The organism is Deltaproteobacteria bacterium, from assembly GCA_018668695.1.
Taxonomy (GTDB): Bacteria; Myxococcota; XYA12-FULL-58-9; order XYA12-FULL-58-9; family JABJBS01; genus JABJBS01.
This window is the reverse complement of the sequence record JABJBS010000123.1, coordinates 1-16,007: the sequence shown is the minus strand read 5'-3', so window position 1 is coordinate 16,007 and position 16,007 is coordinate 1. Positions and strand designations below refer to the sequence as shown.

At 49.9% G+C, this 16,007-nt stretch carries 15 protein-coding genes; 10 read left to right on the top strand and 5 right to left on the bottom strand.

Translation table 11 applies throughout. The features are described from left to right. From HOK28_06970 to HOK28_06960, 3 genes are all read left to right on the top strand, one after another. Nucleotides 1–897: aldehyde dehydrogenase family protein (locus tag HOK28_06970; GenBank protein ID MBT6432816.1), on the top strand; the 897-nt coding region annotated here is incomplete at its 5' end. A 10-nt stretch (nucleotides 898–907) separates the two neighbouring features. Further along, the gene (locus HOK28_06965) at nucleotides 908–1,807 is read left to right on the top strand and encodes a tRNA U-34 5-methylaminomethyl-2-thiouridine biosynthesis protein (protein MBT6432815.1); all 900 of its coding nucleotides are present in this window, start codon (nucleotides 908–910) and stop codon (nucleotides 1,805–1,807) included. Next, entirely contained in the window at nucleotides 1,804–2,772 is a 969-nt protein-coding gene (locus HOK28_06960) for a hypothetical protein (GenBank protein MBT6432814.1), read from the top strand. Before HOK28_06965 ends, HOK28_06960 begins: the two co-directional genes overlap by 4 nt. A gap of 10 nt (nucleotides 2,773–2,782) precedes the next feature. On the opposite strand, the gene HOK28_06955 is transcribed toward HOK28_06960, so the two are convergent. Together HOK28_06955 and proB are read right to left on the bottom strand one after the other, a co-directional pair. Continuing rightward, nucleotides 2,783–4,039 carry a glutamate-5-semialdehyde dehydrogenase gene (locus HOK28_06955; protein ID MBT6432813.1) on the bottom strand — a complete coding sequence of 419 codons (1,257 nt, stop codon included), beginning with the start codon at nucleotides 4,037–4,039 and terminating at the stop codon, nucleotides 2,783–2,785. A gap of 9 nt (nucleotides 4,040–4,048) precedes the next feature. Next, nucleotides 4,049–5,170: a glutamate 5-kinase gene (gene proB, locus HOK28_06950; GenBank protein ID MBT6432812.1), complete on the bottom strand. Its 1,122-nt coding sequence runs from the start codon at nucleotides 5,168–5,170 to the stop codon at nucleotides 4,049–4,051. A 230-nt stretch (nucleotides 5,171–5,400) separates the two neighbouring features. Here proB and HOK28_06945 point away from each other — a divergent pair, with 230 nt between their 5' ends. Beyond that, complete coding sequence (locus HOK28_06945; GenBank protein ID MBT6432811.1) at nucleotides 5,401–6,138, top strand: START domain-containing protein; 738 nt, start codon at nucleotides 5,401–5,403, stop codon at nucleotides 6,136–6,138. Nucleotides 6,139–6,141: 3 nt separating this feature from the next. Here HOK28_06945 and maiA read toward each other — a convergent pair whose 3' ends face one another. Together maiA and HOK28_06935 are read right to left on the bottom strand one after the other, a co-directional pair. Next, complete coding sequence (maiA, locus tag HOK28_06940) at nucleotides 6,142–6,786, bottom strand: maleylacetoacetate isomerase (protein ID MBT6432810.1); 645 nt, start codon at nucleotides 6,784–6,786, stop codon at nucleotides 6,142–6,144. A gap of 41 nt (nucleotides 6,787–6,827) precedes the next feature. Then, nucleotides 6,828–7,811, bottom strand: coding sequence for a fumarylacetoacetate hydrolase family protein (locus HOK28_06935; protein MBT6432809.1), 984 nt, complete (start codon nucleotides 7,809–7,811; stop codon nucleotides 6,828–6,830). A 566-nt stretch (nucleotides 7,812–8,377) separates the two neighbouring features. Here HOK28_06935 and HOK28_06930 point away from each other — a divergent pair. From HOK28_06930 to HOK28_06905, 6 genes are read left to right on the top strand one after another with little or no spacing between them, the layout of a single operon-like run. Next, on the top strand, nucleotides 8,378–9,298 hold the full coding sequence (locus HOK28_06930; protein MBT6432808.1) for an ABC transporter substrate-binding protein: 921 nt from the start codon (nucleotides 8,378–8,380) through the stop codon (nucleotides 9,296–9,298). Then, entirely contained in the window at nucleotides 9,295–10,086 is a 792-nt protein-coding gene (locus tag HOK28_06925; GenBank protein MBT6432807.1) for an ABC transporter ATP-binding protein, read from the top strand. The genes HOK28_06930 and HOK28_06925 overlap by 4 nt, the downstream gene beginning before the upstream one ends. Next, nucleotides 10,086–11,039 (top strand): iron ABC transporter permease, encoded by a 954-nt coding sequence (locus HOK28_06920; GenBank protein ID MBT6432806.1) that lies wholly within the window; start codon nucleotides 10,086–10,088, stop codon nucleotides 11,037–11,039. The genes HOK28_06925 and HOK28_06920 overlap by 1 nt, the downstream gene beginning before the upstream one ends. Before the next feature lie 18 nt (nucleotides 11,040–11,057). Continuing rightward, the gene (locus HOK28_06915; GenBank protein ID MBT6432805.1) at nucleotides 11,058–11,888 is read left to right on the top strand and encodes a hypothetical protein; all 831 of its coding nucleotides are present in this window, start codon (nucleotides 11,058–11,060) and stop codon (nucleotides 11,886–11,888) included. A 30-nt stretch (nucleotides 11,889–11,918) separates the two neighbouring features. Beyond that, complete coding sequence (locus HOK28_06910) at nucleotides 11,919–13,925, top strand: TonB-dependent receptor (GenBank protein ID MBT6432804.1); 2,007 nt, start codon at nucleotides 11,919–11,921, stop codon at nucleotides 13,923–13,925. Further along, nucleotides 13,913–15,025: a hypothetical protein gene (locus HOK28_06905; GenBank protein ID MBT6432803.1), complete on the top strand. Its 1,113-nt coding sequence runs from the start codon at nucleotides 13,913–13,915 to the stop codon at nucleotides 15,023–15,025. The genes HOK28_06910 and HOK28_06905 overlap by 13 nt, the downstream gene beginning before the upstream one ends. Here the strand turns inward: HOK28_06905 and HOK28_06900 are convergent. Continuing rightward, nucleotides 15,009–16,007, bottom strand: a 999-nt coding sequence (locus HOK28_06900; protein MBT6432802.1) for a hypothetical protein, incomplete at its 5' end; no start/stop codon positions are given. The genes HOK28_06905 and HOK28_06900 overlap by 17 nt on opposite strands.

Genomic DNA, 16,007 nt, shown 5'->3' with positions numbered 1-16,007 from the left:
GCACTGCTCGCTGAAGTTTTTGATGAAGTTGGAGCTCCTTCCGGAATTTTCAATTTGGTACACGGCCTCGGCGGTGATGCCGGTCAAGCGCTTGTGGAACATCCTGACGTCAAATTGGTTTCCTTTACTGGGGGCACCGCCACAGGAAGAAGAGTTGCCGCAACCGCAGCGCCGATGTTTAAGAAGCTCAGCTTGGAGCTTGGCGGTAAAAACCCAACAGTCGTATTTGCGGATGCTGATTTTGACGAGGCGGTTAAAGGAACGGCACGTGCCGGCTTTGCTAACCAAGGTCAAATTTGCCTTTGTGGCTCCCGAATCCTCGTCGAACGCTCGATTCATGACAAGTTTGTGGAATCCCTGGTTAAGCAGGTAGCAAGCTTGAAGGTGGGAGACCCGTCCAATCCTGAAACAGATATTGGTTCATTGGTTTCGTTAGGCCACCGTGAAAAAGTCGAAAGTTACGTGAAGCTTGCGGGTGAGGAAGGCGGTACGATTGTCGCCGGCGGTCATCGACCGGATTTACCTGAGGGTAACCAAGAGGGAGCTTTCTTGTTACCGACTATTGTAACGGGCTTGGATCCAAACTGTCGTACATCGACCGAAGAAATCTTCGGTCCCGTGGTTACGGTTCACCCCTTCGACACTGAAGAGGAAGCCTTGGCCATCGCCAATGGTGTTCAGTATGGTTTGGCGGCGTCTGTATGGACCTCGGACTTAAAGCGTGCGCACAGATTCTCTGCTGCGTTGGACAGCGGAATGGTCTGGGTGAATACTTGGTTGCTGCGAGATTTACGGGTGCCTTTCGGAGGCATGAAAGACAGTGGCGTTGGCCGCGAGGGCGGTAAGTACTCACTTGGTTTTTTCTCTGAAGCACGTAACGTGTGCATCAAATTATAGGGGATAAGTAATGAGCGGTGGAAAAATTGTAGCAGGAGCTTTGGCTCCGCATCCTCCTCATTTGGTTTACGCGGACAACCCGTCTCAGAATGAACCAACATCTGAATGTGGCTGGGAGACTCTTCGCTGGGCATATGACAAGCTCCGTGAGGATCTTGATAAGTTAGATTACGACGCGCTCGTGATTTTGTCCCCACATTGGCAAACGTACGTGGGGACTCATTTTCTTGGTGTTGAAAAGTTCAAATCCCTTTCGGTCGACCCGGTATTTCCAAACTTGTTTCGTTATCACTATGACTTAAAAGTCGATGTGGAGCTGGCGCAGGCTATTTGTGATGAGGCACACGAAAGCGGGCTTGTTTCGAAGATGATGGAAAATCCAGATTTCCGTGTGGATTACGGAACCATCGTAAGCTGCCACCTAACCAGGCCTGCTTGGGATAAACCGATTGTTTCTATCTCATCGTGCCGTTCGCGTTCTTACTACAGCGTTGAAGTCATGCAACAGCAAGCAAAAGCACTGGGTGAAGCCACCCGGCGCGCGGTGGAGAAAAGTGGTAAGAGAGTGGTTGTTTTGGGGAGTAATTCTTTAAGCCATCGCCACTTTACAACCGAAACGGAAGTGCCAGAAGACATGAGCCGCGAGCATATTACCAGCCATGCGCTTTATCTTTGGGATATGAAGATTATCAAAATGCTTCGCGAGGGTCGCACCGAAGAGGTGCACCACCTTTTACCTGAGTTTACGGAGCAGGCAGTCGCTGAGGCAGATGCGGGCAGTTTTACTTGGCTTTTATCGTCTCTTGGGTTTCCAAAGTATGGCGCTGAAATCTATGGCTACGGCACCGTTATTGGCACTGGCAACGTTGTAGCAGGATGGTTTCCTGGACGTGAGGAGGCATCGGTATGAGTGATGGTGGATTTGTAAAAGGTATTATCGTTCCTGGTTTGCCGCAGCCGCTTTTGGCGCCTGAGAAAAATGAAGGTTGGGGGCGTATCAAGGAAGCTTTTGAAAAAGCTCGGCAGGAAATCGCAGAGTCTGATGCAGATGTCATTTTGATTTACAGCACGATGTGGCCAAGCGTTATTGGGCATCAAATTCAGGCAGACCCTGCCCCGAAGTGGGTTCATGTAGATGAGCTATTCCACGACTTAGGCTCTATTCCTTATGAGTTTAAGATTGATGCAGATTTTTCAGAAGCTTATTGCGAAGCTGCAAAAGCGCGAGGCTTGATGTCGCGAACAGTGAATTACCATGGCTTTCCGATTGATACGGGATCTGTGGTTGCGCTTAAGCTCTTGAATCCCAATAATGAAAAGCCGGCCTGTATTGTTTCGACGAATGTTTATTCTGATCGCGCTGAAACCGTTGTGTTTGCTAAAGCCGCTCAGGATGCACTCAAAGCACAGGGTAAGAAAGCTGTCGCTGTTGTTGTGATGACGCTTTCCAATCGCCTCTTCACAGAGTTTATCGAACCAAAAGATGACCATATCCACTCTACAAAAGATGATGAGTGGAATCGAAAGATTTTGGAGTTTCTGGGAGACGGTCGCCTCGAAGATGTCGCGCAGCTCTCAAGAGAGATTAATAAGCAAATCCGAATTTCAAAAGTCGTGAACTTCAAGCCGATGTGGTGGTTGTCTGCGGCCATGGGGCAGCACAACCGTTACAAAGGTTGTGTGCATGCTTATGAACCTGTTTACGGAACAGGTTCGGCGGTAATTACTCTTACGCCATCTGAGGATAGCGTTGGGGATAAAGAGTATGATGAAGAAAATGTTGAGACTTACACCGGGGACCGAACGGTATTAGGCGAACCTGAAAACCCAGGCAACACGGTGCCAAAGTTAGCAGTTTCGGAATCAGACGCCTAATCTGAGGACCCTATTTTCGAACCTGCCCGGTGCCGCGAACAACATACTTCTCCGCGGTGAGTGCTTCTACGCCCATCGGGCCGTATGCATGAATTCGAGTGGTGCTGATTCCCATCTCCGCGCCTAACCCAAGTTCTCCGCCGTCGTTGAAGCGAGTGGAGGCATTGACCATGACACAGCTGGCATCCACCGAGTTTAGAAAAATCTCAGCTACTTCTGAGTTCTCAGTAACGACTGAAGCCGTGTGATTAGAGCCAAATTCGTCGATATGAGCGATAGCACCGTCAAGACCATCGACGACTCGGATGGCAACCACGAGATCTAGAAACTCTGTTTCCCAATCTGAGTCGGACGCACTTTTAGCCAGTTCGCTGATGGCACAGGTCGAAGCGCAGCCGCGGATTTCTACATCGTAATCAGCGTAGCGTCTGGTGATTTCTGGAATAAAGGTATCGGCAATTTGTTTATCGACGAGTAGAGTTTCCATCGCATTGCATACCCCTGGTCTTTGAACCTTGGCGTTGAAAGCAATCTCTGAGGCTTTATCTAAATCGGCAGCAGAGTCGACGTAAACGTGACACACGCCCTTATAGTGCTGAACCACTGGGATTCGACTTCTTTCAACCACTCTTCGAATCAGGTTTTCACCGCCGCGTGGAATCACAAGATCGATGCTTTGATCCAAGGTTAGTAGAATATCGATGGCTTCGCGCTCCTGAGTGGGAACCAATTGAACGGCCTTCTCAGGAAGCCCTGCTTTTGTAAGGGCCTGTTGAACAATGGCCGCCAACACCCGGTTGGTGTGCATGGCCTCAGATCCGCCGCGTAGAACCACTGCGTTACCGCTTCGTATACACAGCGCCGCAGCATCCATGGTTACGTTGGGGCGGCTTTCATAAATCATCATAATCACGCCAAGTGGAAGGCGAACTTTTGAGATTTTAAGTCCGTTGGGTCTCTCCCAGGCCCGCGTGGTCGAGCCAACTGGATCTTCGAGCTCCGCGATTTCGCGTAGGGCTTGGGCGAGATTATCAATTCTCGTTCCACTAAGCTCTAAGCGGTCACACATAGCTTGGCTTAGTTTGCGTTCGTGGGCCGCTTTCATATCTTCACGGTTCGCTTCTTCAACACTTTGACGGCCCTGAAGTAAGAGCTCCGCCATATTGTTAATAGCCTGAGTACGCGCATCTTGGGTGGCACGTGCTACGGGGCGAGCCGCTTGACGTGCATCACGTCCAAGTATTTCGAGTTGATCTTGCAATGGCATCAGTTACTCCTAATCTACCAGGGTGAGGTCGTCTCGGTGCACTGCTTCCGGGGAGTGGATATAACCAAGTTTTTCTTCGATGGAGGCGGTGGATAGACCTTTAATTTTCTTTAAGTCGTCGGCGGCGTAAGCGGTGAGCCCGCGGGCAATGAGGCCCTCTGGACCATGGATTTCGACCATGGCTCCTCTTTCGAAATCACCTTGGACCTCGCTTATACCGGAGGGCAAGAGCGATTTCCCGTTGGCAAGTAGAGCGTTGGCGGCACCGGCATCGACCAGAATCGTCCCCGAAGCGCGTAGGGTATAACCAATCCAATGTTTTCGGCTGCCCATTCGGTCTTTAGGTACAAATAGAGTACCAACGTCTTGACCGGCAATAATATTTTGCAAGACGTCATCGTGCTCGCCATGTGCAATGACTACAGGGACACCACGGGTGGTGGCTGTTTCAGCGGCTTGAATTTTGGTCTGCATGCCACCGACTCCAAGTCCGGACGAGCCGCTCTCACCGGCGAATGCAAACGCCGTTTTAACGTTCTCAACTCTGGGAAGGCGAGTTGCATCGGAGTTCTTCTCGGGATTCTTATCGTAGAGCCCGTCTACATCGGTTAGTAGAATGAGAAGGTCTGCATCTACTAGATTCGCAATATGAGCCGCGAGGTTATCGTTATCGCCGACTTTAATTTCCTCGGTCGCAACGGTGTCGTTTTCATTACCGATGGGAAGAACCCCAACCCGTTCAAGCTCAAGTAGGGCGTGCCTTGCATTGATGAACCGTTCACGGTCTGCGAGCCCTGCGTGAGTGAGAAGTACCTGAGCCACAGCGATACCGTGAGGCTTCAATGCGTCCGACCAGCGGCGCATCAACTCAGGTTGCCCAGCCGCAGCTAGGGCCTGGAGCTGGGATAGGCTGCCAGGGCGTTCTTTAAGCCCAAGTATCGGTAAACCCTGGGCGATGGCGCCACTTGAGACCAGAACCACGTTTACATTCTGTGACCGGAGTGCCGCGATACCGGCTGCGATGCGTGTAAAGGGCCCAGCGCTCTCGTTTGATAAGAGCGCGCTGCCAACTTTGACTACGACTCGGCGGATTTGGCCGAGGTCTTGTCGCGTAAAGTTTTGGCTGTTCATGGGCAATCTTCCTTGTGGAAACTCGAACAATCTATGTGGAGCAAATGAGTCACTCTTGCAAGCTAAGCTCTATAAGAGCCCTCGATGCTTATAAAATGCAAGCTTTATCAATGGGTTAAGGAAGTTTGGAGAAGTGGTTGAGTAAATTTTAGTGGCTGATTTTAGGGTGGCGCTGATGATATTGAGCCGCTAGAGTGCCCTTTTGCACACAGAACAATGGATAGGCGCGGATGCTTTTTTTCAATCGTTTTATCACTCTGAGAAAACTGAACGCTTTGGCTCTAAGCCTGGTGTTCTTCGGTTTTTGTTGGCCGGGTCCGGTTCTTGCCAGTGAATCCAAAAAATCAAAGGCAGCGAAGTGGAAAGTTGTCACCGATGAAGAAGGTGTGGTGGTTAGTCAAAAAGCTGTGCCAGGTCGGTCGTTACCGATTTTCAAAGGTGTGACGGTCATTGACGCAGATATTTTCGAAATTCTTGGAGTGCTTCAGGATGTAGAGAAGAACCCTGAATGGATGCACGCGTGTGTTGATGCCAAGCGTTTAAAGAAGTTCAGTGATACAGAATTTTTGGTTTACAATCGAAGCGGCGCACCTTGGCCAATCAGCGACCGCGATGTTGTCGTTCGGTCTAAAGCAAATATCGACCGAGAAAATCAAGTACTGACCATCACGATGAAATCAACGGAGTCGTCGCTCATGCCCCCTAACGGCGATGCTGTTCGTATGCCCAGGCTGAATGGACACTATATTTTTAGTGAAGCCGGGAAGGGTAAAACTCAAATAGAGTATCAAATCGATGCAGATCCCGGTGGTTTGATTCCCGCATGGCTGGCGACTATGGCAAGTCGTGATATTCCGCTTCGTACACTGGTGAATCTACGTAATCGCGTAAAGAAGACCTCTAAAGAAGGCACATACAAGGCCTATATTGATTCGGTCACTTATCTCAAAAAAGGCGATAGCAAGTAGTGCTTATTCAGCATCCGGTTGTTTAGATGGGTGCGATGCTTCGAAGGCTGGGAGTTTATTGAGAGACTCCTCAATACGCGTCAAATGAGGGTAATGCCCCAAATCCACTTCGAATCTTCTTGCATTAAAAAGCTGTGGAATGAGGCAGGCATCGGCGAAGCTGACTTCATCAGCAAAGCAGTACAAACCACTGTAGCGAGAAACCAATTGCTCTAAGGCATCGAATCCAAATTGAATCCAATCCGCAGACCAGGTTTTGGTTTGAGATTTCTCTAGCCCAAAATCTTTTTGTAACTTCTGCATCACCCGCAAATTTTGAATGGGCTGAATCCCACTGTTGATAACCTCGGCCATTTGGCGAACGCGTGCTCGAGCAAGTGCATTCTTGGGCAGCAGAGATGGAGTGGGGTGGGCATCTTCTAGATATTCTAGAATGGCCATACTTTGTGCCAGTGGCTCGTCACCGACCAGTAGGACGGGTAGCTCCCGCATGGGATTGGCCTTGCGGTGGGCTTCGCCGTGTTGTTGGCCGCCGTCTTGAAGCAAGTGTACTGGAATTGTCGCGTAGCTCAGACCTTTGTGGGCGAGAGCGATACGAACACGCCACGAACAAGATGAACGAAAATAAGAACGTAGGGTGTAATCCATATTTTTCTCGCTGGTTTAAGCTTGCTCAGCAGGCGATGGCATTAAGCTTGGTGCTTAACGACCTTTTGAGAAATTTTTCCAAAAATGCTTTTCTCATTTTGGAACATCTCAATGCTGACGGTGTCACCCGGCTTCATGAACGGTGTTACGAATTCACCGGTGTCGATTTTTTCAATCATCCGCTTTTCAGCCAAGCAAGATGAACCACGCGCGCGATCTTCGTTGCTGATTGTTCCGCTGCCAACGATTGTTCCAGCAGAGAGTGCACGGGTTTTACAAACATGCTCGATGATTTGGTAGAAACTAAAGAACATCTCTGGACCAGCATCCGGGTCACCGTACTTTTCACCGTTGTAGTGTGTGATCAAAGGAAGGTGTAGACGTCCTTCTTTCCATGCGTCACCGAGTTCATCGGGGGTCACTGCAAATGGACTGAAAGCAGAGGATGGCTTGGATGTGAAGAAGCCAAAGCCTTTAGCCAGTTCACCTGGGATCAGACCGCGTAGGCTGACGTCATTACAGAGCATCACCAACCGAACGTAATTACCGACGTCTTCGGCCTTAACACCCAGCGGGGTGTCGTCCATCACGAGCGCGATTTCTGATTCAAAATCACATCCATATGCTTCATCAACGATTGGAATATCTTGCGTTGGCGTTAGGAAGGTATCGCTGCCGCCCTGGTAAACAAGAGGATCGGTACGAAGGGTTGCTGGCGGCTCAGCACCGCGAGCTTTACGAACCAGAACGATGTGGTTGATATAAGCGCTTCCGTCAATCCAGCCGTATGCTCGTGGAAGCGGGCTATGAAGGTCTTCTACATTGACGTCGAAGGCATCACTGCGGTTCCCTGCATTGAGTTCTGTATAAATCGTTTCGAGTTTAGGGCCGAGCTCTGTCCAGCTATCCATGACCGCCTGAAGGTGGGGCGCTACTTCGGATGCGAGAACTGCTTTTGTGTTATCTTGAGATACCACCAGCAATTCGCCGTCGCGGGTATTGTTGTTTCGGGTAGCCAGTTTCATAGCGTTTCGCCTCTTTCAACTTTCATCATTTGGGAGTTGTTCCAATTTACTCAGAGCCAAGGTGATGCCGATGCGCCGCCCGGTTCGCGAGTGCTGCTGCTTATAGGTAAGGGCTTCATGTTTTCGCAAGAGGGAAATTAAAAAACCTATATTTTTTAGAGTGTTACATGGTTTAGAACGACTTGTTCAACTTCATTGCAAGGTCACTGTTATCGCAGTGGGTTACGTTGCCGAGGCATGGGCGCCGACGCGTTTATAGTCGGTAAATGTCTATGATTTGGCAGTGCAGCCTCAAAAACACGTAAAATCATGCACTTTGCGCTCGAAGCCAAGAACCGAATTGATCGCTCCCGGCGGCCTCTGTGCTGAGGGCTCCCGGATATTCCTGTTCCCATTTTCTAGAGCTTTGCCGATTGGGTCGCCCCAAATTTCCCGAAAAGTCCTGAAAGGCTTGAGTTTTTAGGTCCATCGTGGTGTTGAGATGCGGGGCGGGAGAGAGGTTGCGGCTGAAGCCAAAACATTCCCCATGAAAGCTCCTCGACACATTGAATGGTAGTTGAAAGTACATGGCGGCAAGAGAACAAAAAAGCCTAGGAGCCTGGTTTTGGGTGATCACCCTCGCGGTGATGACCGTTGCCTCGTCTTACGGGATGATGAGCTGGCTGAGTGAGCTAAGTGGAAGTGATTCCCTGGAACGTGCGCCTGAGTACCAGCGTATCGTGAGTTTATCGCCGGCGCTGACTCAAACTTTGGTCCTCTTGGGAGCCGCGAACCATTTGGTTGGCATCAGCGACTATTGCGATGAATACGACGAGCTTAAAGAGGTGAAGCGTGTTGGGACTGGCTTAACACCCAATTACGAGAGCATCGTCGGTTTGAAGCCAGATTTGATTTTACTCGAGACCACGAAGCAAGCCGACTACAAAAACCTTGAAGCGATCACACAAACCCAGGCACTTACTTGGTTGACCTTGGATGACGTGACAACAAGCACCAGATTATTGGGTGAGATGACCAATAACTCCCCAAGCGCTTCGGACCTCTCGGATAAGCTGTCTTCTGTGCTTCACGTTGAAAAGAATGCCACTGGCCCTCGCGTTCTTTTACTCTTGGGACTTTCCAATTTTGATGGTGGTAGCCTGTGGTACATCAAACGTAATTCGTTACATGGTGCGGGGCTTCATGCAGCTGGAGCCTTAAACGCCGTGGATAAGGATATCTCTGGTGCACCGTCGATGTCGCTGGAAGAGCTGCTCAAGATTGATCCTGATATGATCATTACCATGATCTCTCAACCTGAATTCTCAAAAGAGGATAAAAAAGTTTATGCAGAGCGGCTTGATCAGCTCGGAACACTCAAAGCTGTTCAAACGAATAAAATTGGTTTCCTTGTTGGCAAAGAATTGATGGGGACGGGACCGGGAATTCTAGACTTCGTCGAGGCACTCAAGCTTGAAGTTCAGCGTGTGGGCAAGGTTCAACCATGACCGCAGCTATTGATATCCGAGAGCTGCGAATCGAGCGCGGTACCCAAACCATTCTTAGAGGTATCAATTTAGAGGTCGCTGAAGGAAGCTTTGTTGCGATTGTGGGACCGAATGGCTCAGGCAAAACGAGTATTTTGAAAACCTTATTGGGGTTTATGTCGCCTTATCAGGGTGGCTTGACGCTTTTTGGTCAAGACCTAGAAAACCTCTCACCTCGTGAGCGATCTGCTCATCTTGCTTGGCTTCCACAAAAAGACTTTACGGCCGAGCCGATGGCTGTTCTCGATTTTGTAATGACCTCGCGGTACCGCTTTAGAGAGTCCACGAGTGATAGTATAGAGGCAGCCAAGAAGGCTCTTGAGCGAGTCAATATGAGTCATATGCTTGAGCGGTTCGTTTCAACACTCTCTGGTGGCGAGTGTCAGCGGGTGTCGCTTGCCTGTCTTTTGGCTCAAAGTGCTCCGATACTGCTCGTGGATGAGCCGGGCAATCACCTCGACCCGGGGCAGCAGCTTCAGGTTTACACTTTACTCGGTGAACTGTGGCGAGAGGGTAAAACGATTGTGTGCGTGACACATGACGTGAACCTCTTGCGCCAAGTTGGTGTGCATGAACGAGCAGGAGAGGTACGTGTGGTGGGGTTGAGTCAGGGATCGCTCGCCTTTGATGAACGACTTACGGAACCTCAATTACCCAATTATTTATCGACTCTTTTTGATGTTCAGTTCACGACTCTCTCCACTGAAGGCGGTCCCTATTTTGGGATTGCACCGAAGGGGAGTGTTTGATGTCAAAGACTGGATCCTGTTTCTTTGCCGTGTTGGTTGTCCTGGCAATTATTGCAATGTGTCCTTGGGTGGGACCTGAAGTCTCGCCCGAGCAGTTTGATTTTGTCTTTTGGCAGCTACGAGTACCACGCGTTGCGATGGCTACTTTGGTGGGCACGGTATTAGGTATTTGTGGTGCGGCTTACCAAACGATTTTTTCTAATGTGCTGGCGACCCCGAGTACCGTGGGTACAACCGCGGGTGCAGCGCTTGGCGCCTTGATTGCGGTCTTGGTCGGAGGGATGGGAACAACTTACCTCCCAATGGTCGCGATTTGTGCATTCCTTGGAGCTTTGGCGGTTACGTTTTGTATCGCCTACATCGCAGCTTCTGGGAAAGCGCGTATTCATGATGTCTTATTAGCCGGTATTGCGATGACATTGGCGGCAGGCGCTATTTCCACCGGGTTACAGTTTCAAGCGGATATGGCCAGTACTTTTGAAGCCGTTCGATGGTCCTTGGGCAATTTGGCACAGGTGGGCTACAAGGGCGTTGTGATGCTGGTTCCGTTTGCGTTGGTCACGGTTGTAACCATGATGCTGCACTCCCGTGCTTTGGAATCGATGATGCTGGGCGAAGAAAAAGCTCTAAGCCAAGGGGTCTCGGTGGTTCGAGTTCGCACGCTTATTCTTGGAGTAGGCGCTTTAGGGGTTGGAGCTTGTGTGGCCTGGTGCGGCCCTATTGCTTTTGTGGGGCTGATTGTGCCGCATTTTGTGAGAAAAGTTTTTGGCGCTTCTCGCCGGCTTCTCTTACCTATGTCTGCTGTGTTGGGGGCTGGGTTTCTCGTACTTTGTGATACGGTTGCGCGAACCTGTTTGGATGGCCGCGAACTGCCCGTCGGGGTCATGACATCTGGGCTGGGAGCACCCTTGTTAATCTGGATGATCACACGACCTGTTTGGAGACGGTCTTAGACCGGTAAGAGTTTAGTAATGCCGAACGATAGTTTTCAAACCATACATGCCCAAGCCGTTGGCAAGGGTGAAAAGTCTTATACGGATCCCGACACAGGATACCGAGTAATTACCGAACTGGGTCATTTGGCACGGGGTAGCTGTTGTGGCTGCGGGTGTCGCCATTGTCCTTTCGCTCACGATAAGGTGCCCGCGAATAAGCGAGTTCATGCCGCAAAAGTACCAACCTTAATTCATGAAGACTATTGCGTGACAAAAGAGTGTGATGTGCTTTTTTGGAGCGGCGGTAAGGACTCCTACCTAAGCTACCGGTATCTTGAAAAAGAGTTCAAAAACAACCCACGTGATATTGTACTCCTTACAACCTTCGATGCGGTTACCCGTGTCGTTGCACACCAGGAAGTGGCTTTTTCAAAAATCCAAGACCAAAGCTCCTGGCTTCAATGTCCTTTACTGGCAGTTCCACTCTTTACGGGCATGGACTACGTCAATCGCATATCGCTTAGCCTTGAGACCTTGGGGCGACACTACAACATTAAGCGTCTTGTGTTTGGTGACCTGCATCTGGAAAATATCCGTAACTGGAGGGAAACCAGTTTTGAGCCTTTGGTAAAGCAATTTGGTGTGTCGCTCTATTTCCCTATTTGGGAAGAACCCTATGACGTTCTTCGAGCCGAGCTAGAAAAGAGCGGTGTGGATATAAAAATAACGGCTGTGCGCGAGGCTGTATTGAATGGTCAGGTGCAAGTGGGAGACAACTTCTGTTCTGACCTGATTGATGCTTTGCCAAGTGAGGTTGATGATTTCGGTGAGAATGGTGAATTCCATACTTATGTTGGGCCAAAGTGACGCAGATGAAAGAACCTTTGAGATAGTCCCGTGTTAACCCTACTTACCATTTGCGCTTTATTGGCGGCGCCGGATGTAGAACCGGAAGAGATCGAGGTTGTTGGAACTACTCTAGACGGGGATTTCTTCGAGCATACCTATCACAGCAGCACACTCTTCAAACTTGAAGCATTTTACGGCACAGGTTTGAGTTTGGATGCAGTGGTCTCTAGGGCTCCGGGTGTCTATGCTAGGCGGTCTGGTGGATTCGGGTCTCAGGCGCTGCTATCGGTGCGGGGGCTTTCGGGAAGCAATGTTGGAATCATTTTAGATAATTTACCGCTGAACTCCGTTGGGTTTTCGGCGACGGACCTGTCTTTGTTTCCCTTGGAGCTTTTGGAGTCTGCTGAGGTATTCAGAGGCGATGGACCTATTCGATTTCAGGCACCTCTCGGCGGCCTGATTCATCTACGTACCCGAAAACCAAAACGAGATTTTGAATTGGTGAGTCACGCGGGTTTTGGTTCACATCATAATCGAAGTGCTCATGTGGCTGTACTGGCAAACCATGGTAAGTGGGACTTCATTTCAGCCATCGCTTATCGGGGCACCGCCGGTGACTTTTCTTTTTATAACGACCAGGAAACACTTTACACCCAGGTAGATGATACAGAGGATATTCGCCAAAATAACAGGATTGACACTCTTGCGGCTCATTTGAGTGCGGAGCGCAGAGCCAAGAGCGGCGTGACCAATCAATTACGAGGGCAAGCCACCTACCGTGTGCGGGGCGTACCCGGGCCAGGTGTTGATCCTACGCAGAATACGAAGGCGAAAGACTTGGAGTCTTCCTTAAGGTTCAGTTCGAACGACCACCACTTTTTGGACCACGTAGTCTCCCTTGATGTTGGACTTGATCTACTGATGTCGCGGCGGTCGTTTATGGACCCAGGTGTGGCGCCAGACTTCGTTCCTGAGCTGTCTATGCGAAGTGAGCAGGATGCACGATTGTGGCAAGTTGGTATAGACAGCCGTCTGGTTTGGGCACCGAACAGTCTACACCGATTGGAGTTAGCGCCGCGGGTAGCCGGAACTTCATTTAAGCAAACCGGGCAAGATAATCAACTGACGGCCCAAACAGCTTCTCTTAGTCGTTTGAGTTTAGATCTCGGAGTCGGGGCGGAATATTTTTGGACTCCTAGAGCGACCTTCAGCATCGGGCCGGGTGTTAGAGTGGATGCATGGCTACCGAGTGCATCCGACGATTTTATGCCGCGAATAAATCACCCCGAGGTAAGTCCGCGCTTGATTGTGCATTGGGCTTTAGAGTCATGCGATACCTATTTGAATGCAGGGCGTCGTCATCGTTTCCCGACTCTCCTTGAGCGCTATGGTGACAACATCGGAATTGGTCCCAGTCCGGATCTTGAATCGGAGTCTGGTTTCTTTGCCGATGCCGGTTTGAAGTGCCCGATAGAATTTACCGATGCTATTCAAATTGAGCTGGGCTTAACAGGCTTTGGAAGTCTACCGAAGAATTTGATTGTCTTTATGCAAAATAGCCAAAAAAGCGTCAAAGCAATGAACGTTGCCAAGAGCGAAGTACTGGGACTTGAAGGTAGTTTGAGCTTGGCCCATTCATTGGCACGGGCTCAGGTACACTATAGCTTGATTCGTGCGAGAGATGTGGGTGACGTTTTGGGAATGCAGGGTAATACGCCGCCAGGCATACCGGCCCATCAACTGGATGTAGCCGTAAGTGGTGGACCAAGTTGGTTGGAACTCGGTTGGGAGCTAAATTTTAAGAGCTTGCGGTATCTCGATCAGGCAAATCTCCGACCCATTCCCAAAGCCGCAACTCAAGCGCTTTGGATACAGTTCAATATTGAGGTCCTTAATCTGAGCATAAAGGCCCGTCTCGACAATTTAACAAACCAGCGAAAAGACAACGTTGACCTACCCGGCCGTGAATCAAAGGCTGTGGTAAAAACTTCAGATATGATAGGTTACCCGTTGCCCGGTCGAACATTTTTTGTGGGTGCATCATGGAAGCTCTAATTCGTAAAATAGGTGTCCTGTTGTTGGCTGGATATGTCCTTGGTTGCCAAGGAACAACAGACCAGGAGACAAACTTCGTTTGTGCACCGGAGCGTTTTGAAGACGGCGCGGTCATCGTTTTGACGACCAATTATGAAACAAGCAGCATCGATCTCTTCCACCCAAATTGTCCTGATGAAGTCAGCAAGAACCGAGTCGTCGCCTCCGGGGATGCCGTTTTAAGACGTGTCGAAAATCGGCCTATTGTTGTTAACAGAGGCGCTGAGAGCAATCTCATGATTCTTAATCAAGACCTCGAAGTGAGTGCGCAGATACCGCTGCCAGGATGCGGACCACATGATGTTCTTGCGCTCGATGGGGATGTATTACTCGTCAGTTGTTATGAGTCCGCTTCTTTATTTAGAGTTTTCCTACCCTCTGAAACGGCTGAAGAGGTTATCGATCTTCAAGACTATGCTGGCGCTGACGGTCTACCCGAGATGGACGCGCTCGCTGCCGATGACCGCTTCATTTATCTCACTCTGCAAAATTTAGACCGTCAGAATAATTGGTTACCTGAGGAGCCAGGGAAAGTTTTGATTTTTAATCGGGAGAGCCTTGAGCTGGAAAATGAAGTGACCTTACCCTGCGACGACCCGTATACGCAGATGGCCTTCGCCGACGAATCGAGTCTGGTGGTCGGTTGTGCGGGGACCTGGACCGGGGGCCGAGAAGGAGCCGGCTTGGCAGTACTCGACACCCAAACACTAAATGCCACAATGCTTTATAACTCTTCAGAACTTTTAGGTCGGCCGACTCACCTCGATTTTATCAAGGACGGAGTACAGTTGCTTGTGACAGCCACACCGTCACCAACAAGCGCTTGGGATGTTGAAACGATGCAGGTTTTGAGTTTAGGCGGCGACGAAATTCAACAGGTTTACTCTGAGCGAGGTTTTAGCTTGGGGGGCGTGAGGGCATGGGCTCAGGATAAAGTTCTGATAGCTCAACGAACATTGGATTCCACAGGCGGCGTTTTGCTTTTGAATACCAAAACAGCCGAGGTCGAAGCTCGGTGGACGACGGGCCTCTTACCGTCACACTTTATGATTGCTCAATAACTTCATCGCCATCGTTAAGGTTACGGCGAATAAATACCCGGCCCGTGGGAGCTAAGCTTTCAAAAATGGCGAGAGCAGCTTCACCCAAGCCTCCTTTAGAAGCCATAAGTGCATCCTCAACATATAAAGGGTGCCGCATACCATTTAAGACGCTGGTTACGCCTGGCGTTTCTAGAGCTGCTTGGAGAGCTACCTGGTGGAGCGCGGTTTGCGGTGGGACGTGCTGGTCAAGAACCTTTCGGATCATGCTGGTTTCCTCGTGGCTACGTTCGATGGCCATGAGCCGCATATCTTGGCAAACATTTTCAATGGCTTGACGATAGCTTGGGAAAATCTCCTGCCAAACTTTGGCGTGCTCGTTTTGGAGGTTTTGGTTCAAGAATCCCGTGCTCTGGTTGAGTCGCGGATTGATAAGTCCCAGCAAAAAATCTTCCCATTCTACAAGGTTTCGAAATTTATGTTTTATCTCGTTGAACTCGTCGGCCCAGTGAAAGAAATAGGCCACTTCGATGGTTTCACCGCGTGTGTTGATCTCCACATTGAGCTCTTGTCGTAGGCGTTTCTCGATTGATGTCAATTTGAGAATGCTCTCAGCAGGGTCAACACTTTGAGCCGGTTCTGCGGGTTCAGCCAGCCTTACCAAGCCGCCACCAAGAATTGCATTCAAAGGACGATTGGTCAGTACAGCAAGCTTTGCAGCTTGGGCGACGGCCAAGACTGTCTTCCCATTGTTTCGGGGTAAGAGAGCAGCATCGGGTTCTAGTAAGTTAAGAGGGCACTGAACAATTTGGAAGTGGTGGTTCTCACCGCCAACCTTGGCTGCGATTTCAAGAATCTTTTCAAGATCCAGAGTTGGGAGTAGCTCAGGGGAATCGGTGATGGTGTTCGACGATATTCCATAGCTTTGAATTCGACCTTGTTTCACTTCGTGCTCGAGGTGGGTAAAGGCCAGTTCTAGACGAGAATAGAATGTCTTAAGAAG

Bases quoted from the DNA above. Each gene is read 5' to 3' on its own strand.
- HOK28_06965 (MBT6432815.1), top strand. From the start codon at position 908: ATGAGCGGTGGAAAAATTGTAGCAGGAGCTTTGGCTCCGCATCCTCCT.
- HOK28_06960 (MBT6432814.1), top strand. From the start codon at position 1,804: ATGAGTGATGGTGGATTTGTAAAAGGTATTATCGTTCCTGGTTTGCCG.
- HOK28_06955 (MBT6432813.1), bottom strand. From the start codon at position 4,039: ATGCCATTGCAAGATCAACTCGAAATACTTGGACGTGATGCACGTCAA.
- proB (MBT6432812.1), bottom strand. From the start codon at position 5,170: ATGAACAGCCAAAACTTTACGCGACAAGACCTCGGCCAAATCCGCCGA.
- HOK28_06945 (MBT6432811.1), top strand. From the start codon at position 5,401: ATGCTTTTTTTCAATCGTTTTATCACTCTGAGAAAACTGAACGCTTTG.
- maiA (MBT6432810.1), bottom strand. From the start codon at position 6,786: ATGGATTACACCCTACGTTCTTATTTTCGTTCATCTTGTTCGTGGCGT.
- HOK28_06935 (MBT6432809.1), bottom strand. From the start codon at position 7,811: ATGAAACTGGCTACCCGAAACAACAATACCCGCGACGGCGAATTGCTG.
- HOK28_06930 (MBT6432808.1), top strand. From the start codon at position 8,378: ATGGCGGCAAGAGAACAAAAAAGCCTAGGAGCCTGGTTTTGGGTGATC.
- HOK28_06925 (MBT6432807.1), top strand. From the start codon at position 9,295: ATGACCGCAGCTATTGATATCCGAGAGCTGCGAATCGAGCGCGGTACC.
- HOK28_06920 (MBT6432806.1), top strand. From the start codon at position 10,086: ATGTCAAAGACTGGATCCTGTTTCTTTGCCGTGTTGGTTGTCCTGGCA.
- HOK28_06915 (MBT6432805.1), top strand. From the start codon at position 11,058: ATGCCGAACGATAGTTTTCAAACCATACATGCCCAAGCCGTTGGCAAG.
- HOK28_06905 (MBT6432803.1), top strand. From the start codon at position 13,913: ATGGAAGCTCTAATTCGTAAAATAGGTGTCCTGTTGTTGGCTGGATAT.